Raw genomic sequence first — 16,170 nt, 5'->3', positions numbered from 1 at the left:
TTGTTTTCAGTGGGCGGTGATTCAGTCGCTCAGAATGGACACGTTATCGGCCTGCAGCCCCTTGTCCGCCTCGACAACACTGAAGCGAACCAGTTGGCCCTGGCGGAGAACGCGGCGGCCACGGCCACGAATGGCGCGGAAGTGCACGAACACCTCATCGCCACTGTCACGAACAATAAAGCCAAAGCCTTTCTTGACGTTGAACCACTTGACGGTGCCTTCTTCGTCACCCTCAGGACTGTTCTCATCGTAGCCGTCGTCTTCGTCATCGTCATAGCTCTGGCCGGAGGCCTGATTCTGAGGCCGGGCAGCGCTGCGTGGGCTGGCCGCCTGTTTGGCTGAGAATGCAATGGCCAGAAAGCCCGCAATGCCGAAGAGAACGAGGGTAATAATGTAAGCGGTGATGCCGCCGGTGCTTCCCAGCGCTTCTACAAATTCGCCAACAGCTAGAAGGCGAAGTGGCTCTGGAGTGAATGACAGCAACAGGGCAAGTACCAAAGGTGCTGGAATGGCGATCAGGAGAGCAACAAGGATCGCTTTGGATGGATTACGCATTGAGTGAAAATTCTCCATTCTTGTAACGCTAACGATAAAAACCGGATATCGGGTAAAATCGGGCATCCGGCCGGTGGAAACCGCCAGTTCCCCGGAAAATGGAAGCGCTGGCGGGCAAAGCCGGCATGATACCAGATTATCCCGAGCGCTGACCAAGCAACGGGGTAACCACTGCCGTTGATCACACTCTTCAGAGACCCACCCAGGGGAGAACCAATACCCAATGAGCCAGAATGATCTGGAAACCCGACTGGACGAGCTCGAAACACGGCTGGCCTTTCAGGACGATGTTATCAACACCCTGAGCGAGCATGTGGCGAAACAGGAAATGGATATCCGGGAATTGTGGGAGGCCAAGCGCTTGCTTCATAAGCAGTTGAAAGATGTATCGCCGTCGCATATCAAATCCGAGCAGGACGAAACACCTCCACCGCACTACTGAAAGTGGGGTCAGATGAAAACGGGGTCAGATGAACTTTTCAACTGACCCCGTTTTCATCTCACCCCAAGTTCGCGCATTACGCCAGCAGTTCGATCAGAATCTGTTCGTAGATCTCGGACAGCGTGTCGAGGTCCCTGGCTTTTACACACTCATCCACTTTGTGGATGGTGGCGTTGATAGGGCCAAGTTCCACCACCTGGGCGCCGGTTGGTGCGATGAAGCGGCCATCAGATGTGCCGCCGGAGGTTGAAAGCTCGGTGTCCCGGCCGGTGACTGTGCGAATGGCATTCTGGCTGGCGGATACCAGCGCGCCCTTGTCAGTCAGGAAGGGGCGACCGCTCAGATGCCACTGCAGATCGTACCTGAGGTGATGACGATCCAGAATCGCGACCACCCGCTCTTCCAGGCTCTCTGCCGTATTCTCGGTGCAGTAACGGAAGTTGAAGTGCACCACGCATTCACCGGGAATGATGTTGCTGCCGGTTCCGGCTTCCAGTTTGGTGATCTGGAAGGTGGTTGGTGGGAAGAAATCGTTGCCGTTGTCCCAGAACTCGCTGGCCAGGGCATCCAGTGCAGGAGCCACCGAATGCACCGGGTTCTCGGCCAGGTGCGGATAGGCAACATGGCCTTGCACGCCGTGTACCGTCAGGTAACCGTGCAGTGAGCCACGGCGCCCGTTCTTGATCACGTCACCCACTTCATGGGTGCTGGACGGCTCGCCGATCAGGCACCAGTCAATCTTTTCGTTCCTGGCTTCGAGGGTTTCAACAACTTTCACAGTGCCATGCTGGGCCGGACCCTCTTCGTCGCTCGTGATCAGCAGGGCAATGGAGCCGCGGTGGTCGGGGTATTGGCCAACGAATCGCTCGCACGCCGTGATGAACGCCGCCAGGCTGCCTTTCATATCTGCGGCACCGCGGCCGTGGAGATAACCGCCCCTGATTACCGGGTCGAAGGGGGGGTGGGTCCAGTTCTTCTCCGGGCCTGTTGGCACCACGTCGGTATGCCCGGCAAAGGCCAGTACCGGGCCTTCCGAGCCCTTGCGGGCCCAGAGGTTATCGGTATCGCCAAAACGCAGGTTTTCGCCGGCAAAACCAAGGGGCGCGAGGCGCGACATCATCAGTTCCTGGCAGCCGGCATCGTCCGGAGTGACCGAGCGCCGGCTGATCAGATCAACAGCAAGATCGAGTGTCGGGGAATCAGTTGTTTGCATGCAGCTCTTCATTCAGCTCGATCGCGGTCTTGTTGGTTTTGCATTCAACCGCGCCGGTCTGGCTGTTGCGGCGGAACAGAAGGTCTGGCTGGTTCGCCAGATCCCGGGCCTTGATCACTTCAACGAGCTTGTTGTTGTCGTCCAGCAGGGCAACCTTGGTGCCTGCGGTGATGTAAAGCCCGGCTTCAACCTTGCATCGGTCGCCCAGCGGAATGCCGATGCCGGCGTTGGCGCCGATCAGGCAATTCTCGCCAACGGCAATGATAATGTTGCCGCCACCCGATAGCGTGCCCATGGTGGAACAGCCGCCGCCCAGATCGGAGCCCTTGCCAACCATGACTCCGGCAGAGATCCGGCCCTCGATCATGCTGGTGCCCTCGGTGCCGGCGTTGAAGTTGATGAAACCTTCGTGCATGACGGTGGTACCTTCGCCCACATAGGCGCCCAGGCGAACCCGCGCGGTGTCGGCAATGCGCACACCCTTGGGAACCACGTAGTCGGTCATTTGCGGGAACTTGTCTACCGATTTCACTTCCAGGGTGCGACCTTCCAGGCGGGCCTGGAGCTGCCGCGCTGGCAGCTCGTTCAGATCAATAGCGCCTTCGTTGGTCCAGGCCAGGTTCGGCAGCAGGCCGAAAATACCGTCCAGCTTGACACCGTGTGGTTTTGCCAGCCGATGGGAGATCAGGTGCAGTTTCAGGTAAACCTCGGGTGTGCTGGACGCCGCGTCGTCGGTTTCCAGAACGGTCACCGCGACCGGGCGCTTGCTGTTCGCAGCCTTTTCCGCAAGGGCCGCCTGATCGGTTTCGCCTACCTGGCGCAGCGCGTTGGCCAGTTGACTAAGCTGTTCGGCCGTGGCGCTGATCGCCTGGTTACCACCCTGGAAGTCCATGGCATTGCTGATGACTTCCATGAGCGCGCTGCCAGGTGTCATGACCGGCTGCTGGTAAAAGACTTCCAGCCATTCGCCCTGGTTGTTCTGGGTGCCGATTCCGATACCGAATGCAAAACTCATCAGGTGGTTGCTCCTGTTCTGAAAATGGGTCTGAAAATGGGGTCAGATGAACTTTTCACCTGACCCCGGAGTTAATCTGTTTATAGAGGCACGGGACCAGATGAGCGGGTTTATCCACCCACTGTGTCTGCCCATTCCTCTGCGTTAAAGCCCACGGACACCTTGCCGTCCCGTTCGACGACTGGCCGCTTGATGATGGATGGATTCTCCAGCATGACCTCGTGGGCACTCTGGGCGCTTATGGTATCACGAACCTTTTCGGGAAGTTTCCGCCAGGTAGTGCCGCGGCGATTGAGAAGGGTTTCCCAGCCAATTGCCTGCTCCCAGCGGGACAGCAACGCGTCGTCCAGCCCATCCTTTTTGAAGTCGTGGAATTCGTAGTCGACGCCGTTCTCATCCAGCCATTTGCGGGCTTTCTTGACGGTATCGCAGTTCTTTATGCCGTAGAGTTTCATTTTCCACCTTGAACATGGGGTCAGACGAAAAGTTCATCTGACCGCATCTTTAACCCCATCTTTAACAAATTCAACAATTCGCCGTGCTGCTTCAACGCACTCTTCCAGGGGCGCTACCAGAGCCATCCTTACCCGGTTTACGCCGGGGTTATGACCGTTCACGGTCCGGGACAGGTATCGGCCTGGCAACACGTGCACGTTCTGCCGGGCGGACAGTTCCCGGGCAAAGGTTTCATCATCCATTGGCGTGACGGGCCACAGGTAAAACCCCGCGTCCGGGTAGTCCACGTCCATTACCTCCCGCAGGATGGGCACCACCGCCTCGAACTTGGCGCGATAGGCGGCCCGGTTTTCCCGTACATGGTCTTCATCGCTCCAGGCGGCGATGCTGGCCAACTGGTTGTGGATGGGCATGGCGCAACCGTGGTAGGTGCGGTATTTCAGGTAGCCGTCGAGGATGCGTGCATCACCGGCCACGAACCCGGAGCGCAGGCCCGGCAGGTTGCTGCGTTTGGACAGGCTGTGAAATACCACGCAGCGGGCGTAATCATCGCGGCCAATGGCGGCGCAGGTCTGCAGCAGGCCTTCGGGCGGGTTGCCTTCGTCGGGATAGAGTTCGGAATAACACTCATCGGAAGCCACGATAAAGTCATACTTGTCGGCAAGGGCGATCACCTTCGCCAGGACAGCTCTGGGAATCACGGCACCGCTGGGGTTGCCCGGCGAGCACAGGAACAGCACCTGACAATCGCGCCAGGTGGCTTCGGGCACCGAGTCAAAATCCGGAATAAAGCCATTGGAGCCGTCGCAGGCCAGGTAAACCGGGGTTGCTCCCGATAGAAACGCCGCTCCCTCGTAAATCTGGTAGAACGGGTTAGGGCTTACTACGGTTGCGGGCTTGCTGGCATCAACCACCGCCTGCACCAGGGAGAAGATAGCCTCGCGAGTGCCGTTTACCGGCACAATATGTCGGGCGGGGCTGAGGCTTCCCGGTTTCAGGTCAAAGCGTCGGGTCGCCCACTGGCTGATCGCTTCCCGGAGTTCGTCGATTCCCCGGGTGGTGGGGTAATTGGCGAGTTTGTCGAGGTTATCCGCAATCACGTGCTTGACGAAGTCCGGAGACGGGTGTTTCGGCTCGCCGATGCCCAGTGAAATCGGCCGGAGATGGTCCGGCACGGTGATGCCCGCTTTGAGTTTTGCCAGTTTTTCGAACGGGTAGGGGTGGAGTCTGTTCAGGTTCGGATTCATTGAATGTCGTCCAGCATTTTACAAAGGTCCTGCTGCAGGGACTGGCACACAGCCGGATCCCGTATAGGTTCACCGTGCTCGTCGGTCACGAAGAAAACGTCCTCAACCCGCTCGCCCAGAGTGGCAATCTTGGCATTGCTCAGGCGAACCCGGTGCTCCAGCAAAACCTGGCCAACCCGGGCCAGCAGACCGGGGCGGTCCGGAGTGACCACTTCCATCACGGTCCGCTGGTTGATGGTGTCGTTGGAAAAGGTCACCTCGGTGGGAAAGGCGAAGTGTTTCAGTTGTCTTGGGGTGCGCCGGTGAATGATGTCCGGGTAGTCATCGGGATCATCCAGTTCCTCGATCAGGCGCATGCGGGTGCGCTCCTTGCGGGCGGGGTCGGTACCCAGTGGCTGGCCCTTTTCATCCAGCACCACGTAGGAACTGATGGAGTAGGGGCCCTCGCTGGAACTGATCCGGGCATCGACGATGTTCAGGTTGAGTTGTTCCAGCACCGCCGTGGTTGCCGCAAACAGGGCCACCCGATCCTTCATGTAAATGATGATCTGGGAGTAGCCGTCGGTGGGGCCGCCCCGGGTGTCGCGAATCAGCACCAGCGGGTCTGAATTATCGCCATGGCGGATAATGGCAGCGGTCTGCCAGGCAATATCCACCGTGGAGTCCTGAAGGAAGTAGTCCTCGTCCACGGTGTCCCAGATGGCATCAATCTGCTCATCGGTCATGTTCTGGGCGTGCAGGATTTCCCGGGCTTCGGCCTGGGTGGCACGCACCCACTCCTGCCGGTCGATGGGGGTTTCGGTACCCCGTCGCAATGCCCGCTTCGCTTCGATGTACAACTGGCGCAGGAGCGACGCACGCCAGGTATTCCAGAGTTTCGGATTGGTCGCGCTGATGTCGCAGACGGTCAGCACATACAGGTAATCCAGGTGCGCCTGGCTCGGCACGGCCCTGGCAAAGGCGTGGATGATGTCCGGATCCGAGATGTCCTTGCGCTGGGCCGTCATGGACATCAGCAGATGGTTTTCCACCAGCCAGGCAATCAGTTGGGTATCCCGCTCGCTGAGGTGGTGGCGTTTGCAGAAGCCTTCTGCATCGATCGCCCCGAGTTCCGAGTGATCGCCGCCACGGCCTTTGGCAACATCGTGGTAGATGCCGGCAATGTAAAGCGCTTCCAGCTTTGGCAGCCGGTGTATCAGGCGGGAGGCGAGCGGGTATTCGGTCTGGGCCTCGGTGCCGGTGAGCCGGACCATGTTGCGGATCACCCGCATGGTGTGGGCATCGACGGTGTAAATGTGAAACAGGTCGTGCTGCATCTGGCCGATGATCTGGCCGAATTCCGGCAGGTAGCGGCCGAGTACGTTGTACTTTTTCATGGCGGACAGGGTCTGGTCCAGCGCATGGGGCGTTCTCAACAGCTCCATGAACAAGGTGGTAACCGCCAGGTCGGAGCGGAAGGCGTCATCAATCAGGTGCCGGTGGGCCCGCAGGGAGCGAATCGTGGTGGCCCGAATACCCTTGATCTCCGGGTGTTGCGCCATCAGCACAAAGATTTCCATGATGGCGTAGGGCGCGTAGGCAAAGACCTGGTTATTGACGGCTTCTATATAATAGTTGCGAATCTGGAAGCGTTTGTTGATCGGCTGGATCGCATCTTCGGAGGCGCTGCCAAGGATCGCCTCGTCGTAGTACTGCAGGATCACATCGGCCAGCTCGGCGAGGGCGAGAACGGTTCGGTAGTAGGACTGCATCATCAGCTCGACACCGAGACGTTTGCCCTGGTCTCTATAGCCAAGCATTTCTGCCAGGGCCCGCTGGTGGTCAAACAGCAGCCGGTTCTCGTTCCGGTCGGCCAGCAACTGAAGGCCGTAACGCAGTTGCCACAGGAAGGTCTCGCCCTGAAACAGGATCTGGTGCTCTTCCTCGGTCAGAATGCTGAAGCGGGTCAGATCGGCGATGTTCTGCAGGCCAAAGTGCCGCTTGGTAATCCAGCCGATGGTCTGGATGTCACGCAGGGCGCCCGGTGAGCCTTTCACGTTGGGCTCGAGGTTGTACTCGGTATCGCCGTATTTCTGGTGTCGCTGCTGCTGTTCTTCCCGCTTGGCAATGAAATAGTCGCGGTCGCTGCTGACCTCATCGGAATACACCTGCTCGCTGAGTTCCCCGCGCAGATCGTCCGGCCCGGCAATGGTCCGGGTCTCGAGCAGGTTGGTCAGGATGGTGATGTCTTCCCGGGCCGCAGCCTTGCTCTCCTCGATACTGCGAACGCTGTGGCCGATATCGAGCCTCAGGTCCCAGAGCAGCGTAATAAAAGCGCCGAGCGCTTCGTGCCAGCTCTCGTCGATACCGCTCCGTGTCAGGATCAACAGGTCAATATCGGAGTGGGGGTGGAGCTCGCCCCGGCCGTAGCCGCCTACGGCAATCAGGGCGATGTCCGGCGAGCTGGCGAAGGGATAGCGGTTCCAGATCAGCCGGAGAACGGTGTCGACTGTGTCTGCCCTGGAACAGACCAGGGCGCGAACATCGGCACCCTGCCGGAAGGCCTCGGCATCGGCATCATACCTTTCCTTTAACAGCTCCCGGGCTGCCTTTACCGGAGAGGGATCATTGCTGATACGGGATTCCAGCTCGCTCAGGTCCACTTAGAAGGACTCTTCCGTTCGTTTGGTCAGGATCTCGTGGCCGTCGGCGGTCACAAGGATAGTGTGTTCCCACTGGGCTGACAGCTTGTGATCCTTGGTGACCACGGTCCAGCCGTCTGGCAGCAGCTTGGTCTGGTATTTGCCTTGGTTGATCATCGGCTCAATGGTGAAGGTCATGCCTTCCTGCAGTTCCATGCCGGTACCTGGTTTGCCGTAATGCATCACCTGTGGCTCCTCATGGAACACCGCGCCAATGCCGTGACCGCAGTAGTCCCGAACCACCGAATAGCGGTGCTTCTCGGCATGTTGCTGGATAACGTGACCGATGTCTCCCAGGCGGGTGCCCGGCTTCACCAGTTCAATGCCTTTATATAGGCATTCCTGGGTAATCTGGATCAGGCGTTCTGTGCCCGGTTTCGGCTTGCCGACAATCCACATCTTGCTGGTATCGCCGTGGTAGCCATCCTTTATTACGGTGACATCAATGTTCAGGATGTCTCCGTCCTTGAGGATTTTCTTCTCGGAGGGAATGCCGTGGCAGATAACGTGATTAACCGAGGTGCAGACGGATTTCGGAAAACCCTTGTAGTTGAGCGGAGCCGGAATGGCTTTCTGCTCGTTCACAATGTAGTCATGGCAAATCCGGTCGAGTTCTTCTGTGGATACGCCAGGCTTGACGTGTTCACCAATCATCTCGAGAACATTGGCCGCCAGGCGGCCTGCGACGCGCATCTTTTCGATTTCTTCCGGAGTCTTGATCGATACCTGCATTGAGCTTCCCGTTGATTTGTATCAAACGGGCATTTTAAGGGGCCTGATGCCCGGGTACAAGGAAGTGTGCTCGCAAAAATAATGGCGTTTGCGGGCCCGTTTGTGGTATAAACGCGCCCGCCGGAAACGAATCCGGCAAATTCACACACGTGTCGGCACGTTATCCCAGGGTGCCTGCTCCTGCTTCACAAGGAGCCAGGTTGGGATAATCGGACGCGTGGAGGACTAACCCGAAGCTAAAAAGGTAAGTATCATGGCTCAGGTAAATATGCGTGACCTGCTCAAGGCAGGTGCTCACTTCGGTCACCAGACCCGCTACTGGAACCCGAAAATGTCGAAGTTCATCTTCGGCGCCCGTAACAAGATTCACATCATCAACCTTGAGCAGACAGTTCCTGCCATGAACGACGCGCTGAAGTTCGTTCAGCAGCTGGCAGAGAGCAAGAACAAGATCCTGTTCGTTGGTACCAAGCGTGCCGCGGCCAAGATCATCAAGGAAGAAGCCGAGCGTTCAGGTCAGCCGTTTGTAAACCACCGCTGGCTCGGTGGCATGCTGACCAACTACAAGACCATCCGTCAGTCTATCCGTCGCTACCGTGATCTGGAAACCCAGAGCAAGGACGGCACCTTCGACAAGCTGACCAAGAAAGAAGCCCTGGACCGTACCCGCGAAATGGACCGTCTCGAGCGCTCCATCGGTGGTATCAAGGATATGGGCGGTCTGCCGGACGCACTGTTCGTTATTGACGTCGACCACGAGCGCATCGCTATCAAGGAAGCCAACAAGCTTGGCATTCCTGTAATCGGTGTTGTGGATACCAACAGCGATCCGGACGGTGTTGATTACGTCATTCCGGGCAATGACGATGCCATTCGTGCTATCCAGATCTACGTGCAAGCCGTGGCAAACACCTGCATTGAAGCCGCCCAGGCCGGCGGTGCCGGCGCTGACGAATTTATCGAAGTCAGCGAAGACGCTGAAGGCGCTGCTCCAGCCGCTGAGTGACGCGTTACCTTCACGTTTGAGATGTAAGGTATGCCCGGGGCCTATCCGGGCATACCTCCCCACCGAATTCGGAACAGTTGAGAGGATTGAACATGGCTGCAATTACCGCTGCAATGGTCAAAGAGCTGCGTGAGCGTACCGGCCTTGGCATGATGGAGTGCAAAAAGGCACTCGTGGAAGCTGAAGGCAGTGTTGACGCTGCAATCGAAGAGCTGCGCAAGTCTTCCGGCCTGAAGGCCGCCAAAAAAGCCGGCCGTACCGCCGCTGAAGGTGTGTCGCTGATCAAGATCTCTGACGACAACACCGTTGCGTACATTCTGGAAGTGAACTCCGAAACAGATTTCGTTGCCCGTGACGACAACTTCGTCAATTTCGCCAACGATGTTCTGAACGTGGCTTTCGAGAAAGGCGAAACCGACGTTGCCAAGCTGATGGAAGGCGATCTGGAGGCCAAGCGTGAGGCGCTGGTCCAGAAGATCGGCGAGAACATCACTGTACGCCGCATCGTCAAGGTTGAGGGTCCGGTTGTGGGTGGCTATGTCCACAGCAACAACAAGATTGCTTCCGTCGTTGCCCTGACTGCCGGTGATCCGGAAGTGGCTCGCGACATCGCCATGCACGCTGCGGCTGTAAACCCGCGCGTTGGCAAGCCGGAAGAGATGCCTGCCGAGGAACTTGAGAAAGAGAAGGAAGTAATCAAGGCCCAGCCGGATATGGAAGGCAAGCCTGCCGAAATCGTTGAAAAGATGATGGGTGGCCGGATCAAGAAGTTCCTCAAGGAAAACAGCCTTGTCGAGCAGCCTTTCGTCAAGAACCCGGATCAGACCGTGGGTGAACTGATCAAGTCTGTCGGTGGCGACCTGGTCGGCTTCGTTCGCCTTGAAGTGGGTGAAGGTATCGAGAAGGAGCAAGTAGACTTTGCTGCCGAGGTTGCTGCTGCAGCCGGCACAGGCAAGGCCTGATCCTTCTTTTGGCGCAGCGGGCTATTGCCTTTGCGCCAGCTGAGTCTGCCACGTTAGCCGGGGAAGTTCCGGCTCTCGTGGCGGGCTTGTATCTGAGATACCCCTTTTTGCAAGGAGTATGTCAGATACAAGCCTGCGACGGGTATTACACCGGATAGCAGCCAACAGACGAAAAGGGGATCACCATGCCGACATCATCGAAAAGCCAGCCCAGATACAAGCGTGTTCTGCTCAAGCTCAGTGGTGAGGCCCTGATGGGAGAACACGATTTCGGTATTGATCCCAAAGTTCTTGATCGCATGGCCCTGGAAATCGGTGCGCTGATCGGCATCGGTGTCCAGGTTGGCCTGGTTATCGGGGGTGGCAACCTGTTTCGCGGTGCAGCCCTTAACGCGGCGGGCATGGATAGGGTAACCGGCGACCACATGGGCATGCTGGCCACGGTCATGAATGGCCTTGCCATGCGCGACGCGCTCGAACGTTCCAACATCCGGACCCGTGTGATGTCTGCCATTCCCATGAGCGGGATTGTCGAGCATTACGACCGTCGCCGGGCAGTGAGGGATCTCAAGGACGGCGATGTGGTGATCTTCTGTGCCGGTACCGGTAACCCCTTCTTCACGACGGATTCAGCCGCCTGCCTCCGTGGTATTGAAATTGAGGCCGATGCCGTGCTCAAGGCCACCAAGGTAGATGGCGTATATTCTGCAGATCCACACCTCGACAGCAGTGCCGAAAAATACGACCACCTCACCTACGATGAGGTCCTGGACAAGAAGCTGGGCGTGATGGATCTGACCGCAATCTGCCTTGCCAGGGATCACGGTATGCCGCTGCGGGTATTCGATATGAATCGTGCAGGCGCGCTGATCCGCATCGTAACCGGTGAAAAAGAAGGTACACTGATCGAATAACATGGCTGTCCCGGCCTCTTCGCCTGTTTCCAGAGGGGCCAGATTACCGAATGACATGACGAACGACTTGAGGATGCTGAAGTGATTAACGACATCAAAGCCGAAGCCGAAAAGAAAATGAAGAAGAGCCTGGAGTCTCTGCACTCGGCGTTTAACAAGATCCGTACCGGCCGGGCCCACCCGTCCATCCTGGACAGCGTTATGGTGAATTACTACGGCCAGGAGACGCCGCTGAAGCAGGTGGCCAGTGTTAACGTTGAAGACAACCGGACTCTGACCGTCTCGCCCTGGGAGAAAAACCTGATGCCGACCATCGAGAAGGCCATTATGAGCTCCGATCTGGGCCTCAATCCGGCCACCAGTGGCGACATCATCCGTATTCCGATGCCCATGCTGACCGAGGAAACCCGCAAGGAAATGGTCAAGCAGGCGAAGGCCGATGCCGAGCACGGTCGGGTCTCTATCCGGAATGCACGCCGAGACGCCAACAGCATGATCAAGGAGCTGTTGAAGGAAAAGGAAATCACCGAGGACGACGAGCGCAAGGGTGAGGACGATATCCAGAAGCTGACCGACCGCTACATTGCTGAAGTCGAAAAGATGCTCAAGTCCAAAGAAGAGGATCTGATGGCGGTTTGACCGTCCGGGTTCACTTGCAAGCGAATTGAAAGGCCGGTGCTTCCACGCGCCCCGGCTGCACAGGGGATTTCATGACGGGAACTGTATCCGCAGAGATTCCGGTGTCGGCAGACAGCCGGCCCCGGCATGTGGCCATTATCATGGACGGTAACAACCGGTGGGCCAAGGCCCGCCGGCTGAAGGGAGTGGCGGGCCACAGGGCCGGAGTGGATGCAGTCAGGGCGGTGGTGGAAACCTGTGCCCGTGAAGGTGTCGAAGTGCTCACTCTGTTCGCATTCTCGAGCGAAAACTGGCGCCGTCCCCAGGATGAAGTTTCCGCGTTGATGAAGCTTTTCCTGTTTGCCCTGGAGCGGGAAGTGCGCAAGCTCCATCGTAATGACATCCGCCTCAGAATCATCGGCGATCGCTCCGCCTTCAGCCCGGCCCTGCAGGAGCACATGGAAGCGGCGGAGGAACTGACCCGCAATAACGCCCGAATGACCCTGGTGATTGCTGCCAATTACGGCGGCCACTGGGATATCACCCAGGCGACCCGCCAGGTTGCCGAGAAGGTAAGGGTCGGGCAATTGGCACCCTCTGATATCACCGATGACCTTATCCAACAGCATCTCAGTATCGGTGATCTGCCGATGCCGGACCTGATGATCCGGACTGCCGGTGAGCAGCGGGTCAGCAATTTCATGTTGTGGCAACTGGCGTACACCGAACTCTACTTCTCACCGGTGTACTGGCCCGATTTCCAGGAAGAGGAAATGCGCAAGGCCCTGCAGGCCTACGCCGGTCGCCAGCGTCGTTTTGGCCAGACAGATGATCAGATAGCGGCCAAGGCCATACAACAATAACGAACGATAGCGACGTTAACCGTGTTAAAAACCCGAATTATCACCGCACTGATCCTTGCCCCCATCGCCATTGGCGGGATTTTCTTTCTCCCACCCATGGGGTTCGCCCTGTTTACCGGGGCAATTATTACGGCAGGCGCCTGGGAGTGGGCGAACATGTCCGGCATTGAAAGCCCGGCTGGCCGCATAGCCTATGCCCTGGTAACGGCTGCCCTCCTGTATGGGTTGCTGAACGTTTCCTTTGTTGCGGTGCTATGGCTGGCGCTGGTCTGGTGGTTTGTCGGTTTTCTGCTGGTTCGCAGTTACCCGTCGGGATCGGATAAATGGGGTAGCGTGCCGGCACGGGCGGTCATGGGGCTGTTCGTTCTGGTTCCGGCCTGGGTCGGGCTGAATCATTTGCGTACTGGTGGCTTCCAGTTTGGTGACAGCACCAGTAATCTGCTCCTTATCCTGTATGTGTTCTGCGTGGTCTGGGTCGCCGATATTGGTGCCTATTTTGCCGGGCGGGCATTCGGCAAGGCCAAGCTCGCGCCCCGGGTCAGCCCCGGTAAATCCTGGGCGGGTGTCTGGGGCGGGCTTGTGGCGGTGGGTATCTTTGCCCTTGTGGTAAGTACGCTGGCCTCGGCCGGAACCGGCGAAACGCTGCTGCTGGTGGCTGCCAGCCTGGCGACGGGGCTCGTCTCCGTGCTTGGGGATCTGTTGGAGAGCATGCTCAAGCGTTTCCGCGGCATCAAGGATAGCAGCCAACTGCTGCCCGGCCACGGCGGAATCATGGACCGAATAGACAGCCTTACCGCTGCCATTCCCGTGTTCGCCCTGATCATTACCCAGCTTGGCTGGCTCATAACCGGGCACTGGTGATTATGGTAACCCGTCATATCAGCATACTGGGGGCAACAGGTTCCATCGGCCTGAGTACCCTGGATGTTATCCGCCGGCACCCTGGCCGGTTCTCGGTGTATGCGCTGACTGCCAGTACCCGAGTGGAAGAGCTGGCCGTTCTGTGCCGCGAATTCCGGCCCAGGTTCGCCGTGATGGCTGACCCCGAAGCCGCCAGAAAACTTGCCGGGCTACTGTCCGATGTACCGGATACCCGGGTTCTGGGTGGCATGGAGGGGCTTTGTGAAGTCGCGTCCGCGCCGGAGGCGGATACCGTGATGGCGGCCATCGTTGGCGCCGCTGGCCTGTCGCCGACGCTCGCCGCGGTGCGGTCCGGCAAGCGGGTACTTCTCGCCAACAAGGAAGCGTTGGTCATGTCCGGCAAACTGTTCATGGATGCCGTCGCCGAGGCCGGCGCCGAACTCTTGCCGATCGATTCCGAACACAATGCTATTTTCCAGTGCATGCCGGCTGATAAAATCCGGGACCCTGAAGCTGCGGGTATCACCCGGATTCTGCTGACCGCGTCCGGTGGCCCGTTCCGCGAGCACACCGCTGAGGATCTCCGCACGGTCACGCCTTCCCAGGCCTGCGCCCATCCAAACTGGTCCATGGGGCAAAAGATTTCCGTCGATTCGGCAACGCTGATGAACAAGGGCCTGGAGCTGATTGAGGCCTGCTGGCTGTTCAATACAACGCCGGAGCGGGTGGAGGTGCATGTTCACCCGGAGAGCATCATTCATTCCATGGTAGAGTATGCCGATGGCTCTGTGCTGGCCCAGCTTGGCAGCCCGGATATGAGAACACCGATTGCCAATGGCCTGGCCTGGCCGGAACGCATTGACGCCGGTGTCGCGCCTCTGGACCTGTTCACTATCGGCCGATTTCACTTCGAGCGCCCGGATCTGGTTCGCTTCCCCTGCCTGCGACTGGCGGCCGAAGCATTCGAGGCGGGTGGCACCGCACCGGCGGTGCTGAATGCGGCGAACGAGGTTGCGGTTGCCGCCTTTCTTGAAGGTAACCTTTGTTTTGCGGATATCCCCGTTATTATAGAGCGAACGCTGGTTGCGACCCCGGTAGAAGCGGCCGACAGTTTTGACGTTATCTTCGCCAAGGACACCGAAGCACGGGCCCGGGCACGGGAACAGATTGGTCTGTTAACTGTCTGATACCCGGGACAGATTGCTGCCCGGTTGAAGCCATCAATCAGGAAAGATATGCAGATTATTGAATCCGTTCTGGCACTTGCGCTGACCTTGGGAATCCTGGTGACCCTGCACGAATATGGTCACTTCTGGGTTGCCCGCCGGTGTGGCGTGAAAGTACTCCGTTTCTCCGTTGGTTTCGGAAAGCCGCTGTATTCCTGGTACGACAGACACGGTACTGAATTCGCCATCGCCGCGATCCCGCTGGGCGGCTACGTTAAAATGCTGGACGAACGGGAAGGGCCGGTTCCGGAAGAATTGAAAGACCAGGCATTTACCTCCAAGTCGCCTTCACGGCGAATCGCCATAGCTGCTGCGGGCCCGCTGGCAAACTTTATTTTTGCCATTTTCGCCTATTGGCTGCTGAGTGTGGTGGGGGTTACTCACATTGCCCCCATTGTCGGCCAGGTTGCCGATGAGAGTGTGGCCGCGCGCGTCGGCCTGCAGGAAGGCATGGAAATCCATGCGGTGGATGGCCACCAGGTTGCCTCCTGGCGCGACGTGAACATGCGCATTCTCGAGCGAACCGGGGAGCAGGGGCCGATTTCCATGGAAATATCGGACGACGGCGCCCGCGGCACGCTGACAGGCGATCTGGCCGGCTGGCGTCTGAGCGAGGAGACTCCGAATCCGCTGGCGGAATTCGGCATTACCCCCTGGCGTCCGGAGGTTCCACCGGTGCTGGGCCAGATTTCAGAGGGTGGTCGGGCTCAGGCGGCCGGGCTGAAAACCGGGGATCGTGTCGTTTCCATTAATGGAGAGCCGGTCAGCAGCTGGTTCGAGCTGGTCGAGTTGGTCCGCAATGCCCCGGAGCAGACCATCCAGATGACCGTTGAGCGCAATGGTACCCGGCGTACCATCCCCGTGACGCCTGAAACGAAACAGGAGGATAGCGGCGAGCGTGTCGGCTTTATCGGAGCCGGCGTTAAGGCCATCCCGTGGCCGGATGAAGTGATTCGCGAAGTCAGCTATGGGCCGTTTGCCGCGGTTCCCGTGGCCCTCAGTGAAACCTGGGCCGACACCCGGCTGACCCTCGTGGCGATCAAGAAAATGATCACGGGTCTGCTGTCACCCAGCAATCTGAGCGGGCCAATAACCATTGCCAGGGTTGCCGAAGCCAGTGTGAGCTCGGGATTTGAAGATTTTGTGCGCTTTCTCGCCTATCTCAGCGTGAGTCTGGGCATTCTGAACCTCCTGCCGGTGCCGGTCCTTGATGGTGGTCATATTTTGTACTACGGCATCGAGGCCCTCCGCGGAAAGCCGCTTTCCGAGGGTGTTCAGGCATTCGGGTTACGAATTGGTATGGCAATGATCCTCACATTAATGGTGTTTGCTCTTTACAACGACCTGATGCGGTTGTGAGAATTGCGGGCTCCTTACGC

At 58.3% G+C, this 16,170-nt stretch carries 16 protein-coding genes; 9 read left to right on the top strand and 7 right to left on the bottom strand.

Going from position 1 to position 16,170, the window contains the following annotated elements; all coding sequences use genetic code 11:
* Nucleotides 1-21: 21 nt before the first annotated feature.
* The gene (locus msub_RS22465; RefSeq protein WP_048495488.1) at nt 22-555 is read right to left on the bottom strand and encodes a cold-shock protein; all 534 of its coding nucleotides are present in this window, start codon (nt 553-555) and stop codon (nt 22-24) included.
* Between the two features lie 223 nt (nt 556-778).
* On the opposite strand from msub_RS22465, the gene msub_RS07830 reads away from it, so the two are divergent.
* The gene (locus msub_RS07830; RefSeq protein WP_048495487.1) at nt 779-997 is read left to right on the top strand and encodes a SlyX family protein; all 219 of its coding nucleotides are present in this window, start codon (nt 779-781) and stop codon (nt 995-997) included.
* 76 nt (nt 998-1,073) lie between these two features.
* Here msub_RS07830 and dapE read toward each other — a convergent pair whose 3' ends face one another.
* The 6 genes from dapE to map form a co-directional block, all read right to left on the bottom strand.
* The gene (gene dapE / locus msub_RS07825) at nt 1,074-2,210 is read right to left on the bottom strand and encodes a succinyl-diaminopimelate desuccinylase (protein WP_048495486.1); all 1,137 of its coding nucleotides are present in this window, start codon (nt 2,208-2,210) and stop codon (nt 1,074-1,076) included.
* Nucleotides 2,197-3,225, bottom strand: coding sequence for a 2,3,4,5-tetrahydropyridine-2,6-dicarboxylate N-succinyltransferase (dapD, locus tag msub_RS07820; protein ID WP_048495485.1), 1,029 nt, complete (start codon nt 3,223-3,225; stop codon nt 2,197-2,199). Before dapD ends, dapE begins: the two co-directional genes overlap by 14 nt.
* A gap of 110 nt (nt 3,226-3,335) precedes the next feature.
* Nucleotides 3,336-3,680, bottom strand: a complete 345-nt coding sequence (locus msub_RS07815; protein WP_048495484.1) for an ArsC family reductase — start codon at nt 3,678-3,680, stop codon at nt 3,336-3,338.
* Between the two features lie 33 nt (nt 3,681-3,713).
* On the bottom strand, nt 3,714-4,928 hold the full coding sequence (gene dapC / locus msub_RS07810) for a succinyldiaminopimelate transaminase (RefSeq protein ID WP_048495483.1): 1,215 nt from the start codon (nt 4,926-4,928) through the stop codon (nt 3,714-3,716).
* Complete coding sequence (locus msub_RS07805; RefSeq protein ID WP_048495482.1) at nt 4,925-7,570, bottom strand: [protein-PII] uridylyltransferase; 2,646 nt, start codon at nt 7,568-7,570, stop codon at nt 4,925-4,927. Before msub_RS07805 ends, dapC begins: the two co-directional genes overlap by 4 nt.
* A complete protein-coding gene (gene map / locus msub_RS07800) occupies nt 7,571-8,341 on the bottom strand; it encodes a type I methionyl aminopeptidase (RefSeq protein WP_048495481.1) in 771 nt (256 codons plus the stop codon).
* A 253-nt stretch (nt 8,342-8,594) separates the two neighbouring features.
* Here map and rpsB point away from each other — a divergent pair, with 253 nt between their 5' ends.
* From rpsB to rseP, 8 genes are all read left to right on the top strand, one after another.
* Nucleotides 8,595-9,347 carry a 30S ribosomal protein S2 gene (gene rpsB, locus msub_RS07795; protein WP_048495480.1) on the top strand — a complete coding sequence of 251 codons (753 nt, stop codon included), beginning with the start codon at nt 8,595-8,597 and terminating at the stop codon, nt 9,345-9,347.
* A 92-nt stretch (nt 9,348-9,439) separates the two neighbouring features.
* Nucleotides 9,440-10,309, top strand: a complete 870-nt coding sequence (gene tsf, locus msub_RS07790) for a translation elongation factor Ts (protein ID WP_048495479.1) — start codon at nt 9,440-9,442, stop codon at nt 10,307-10,309.
* A gap of 185 nt (nt 10,310-10,494) precedes the next feature.
* Entirely contained in the window at nt 10,495-11,223 is a 729-nt protein-coding gene (gene pyrH, locus msub_RS07785; protein ID WP_048495478.1) for a UMP kinase, read from the top strand.
* An 81-nt stretch (nt 11,224-11,304) separates the two neighbouring features.
* A complete protein-coding gene (gene frr, locus msub_RS07780; protein ID WP_048495477.1) occupies nt 11,305-11,862 on the top strand; it encodes a ribosome recycling factor in 558 nt (185 codons plus the stop codon).
* Between the two features lie 71 nt (nt 11,863-11,933).
* Nucleotides 11,934-12,704 carry a polyprenyl diphosphate synthase gene (gene uppS, locus msub_RS07775; protein WP_048495476.1) on the top strand — a complete coding sequence of 257 codons (771 nt, stop codon included), beginning with the start codon at nt 11,934-11,936 and terminating at the stop codon, nt 12,702-12,704.
* Between the two features lie 21 nt (nt 12,705-12,725).
* Nucleotides 12,726-13,565, top strand: coding sequence for a phosphatidate cytidylyltransferase (locus tag msub_RS07770; protein WP_048495475.1), 840 nt, complete (start codon nt 12,726-12,728; stop codon nt 13,563-13,565).
* 2 nt (nt 13,566-13,567) lie between these two features.
* Entirely contained in the window at nt 13,568-14,752 is a 1,185-nt protein-coding gene (ispC, locus tag msub_RS07765) for a 1-deoxy-D-xylulose-5-phosphate reductoisomerase (RefSeq protein ID WP_048495474.1), read from the top strand.
* Nucleotides 14,753-14,800: 48 nt separating this feature from the next.
* On the top strand, nt 14,801-16,150 hold the full coding sequence (gene rseP / locus msub_RS07760) for an RIP metalloprotease RseP (RefSeq protein WP_048495473.1): 1,350 nt from the start codon (nt 14,801-14,803) through the stop codon (nt 16,148-16,150).
* The last annotated feature ends 20 nt before the right edge of the window (nt 16,151-16,170 follow it).

Source organism: Marinobacter subterrani (assembly GCF_001045555.1).
In the GTDB taxonomy this organism is placed as follows: domain Bacteria; phylum Pseudomonadota; class Gammaproteobacteria; order Pseudomonadales; family Oleiphilaceae; genus Marinobacter; species Marinobacter subterrani.
The sequence above is the reverse complement of the archived record's forward strand: the minus strand, read 5'-3'. Positions and strand labels throughout refer to the sequence as shown.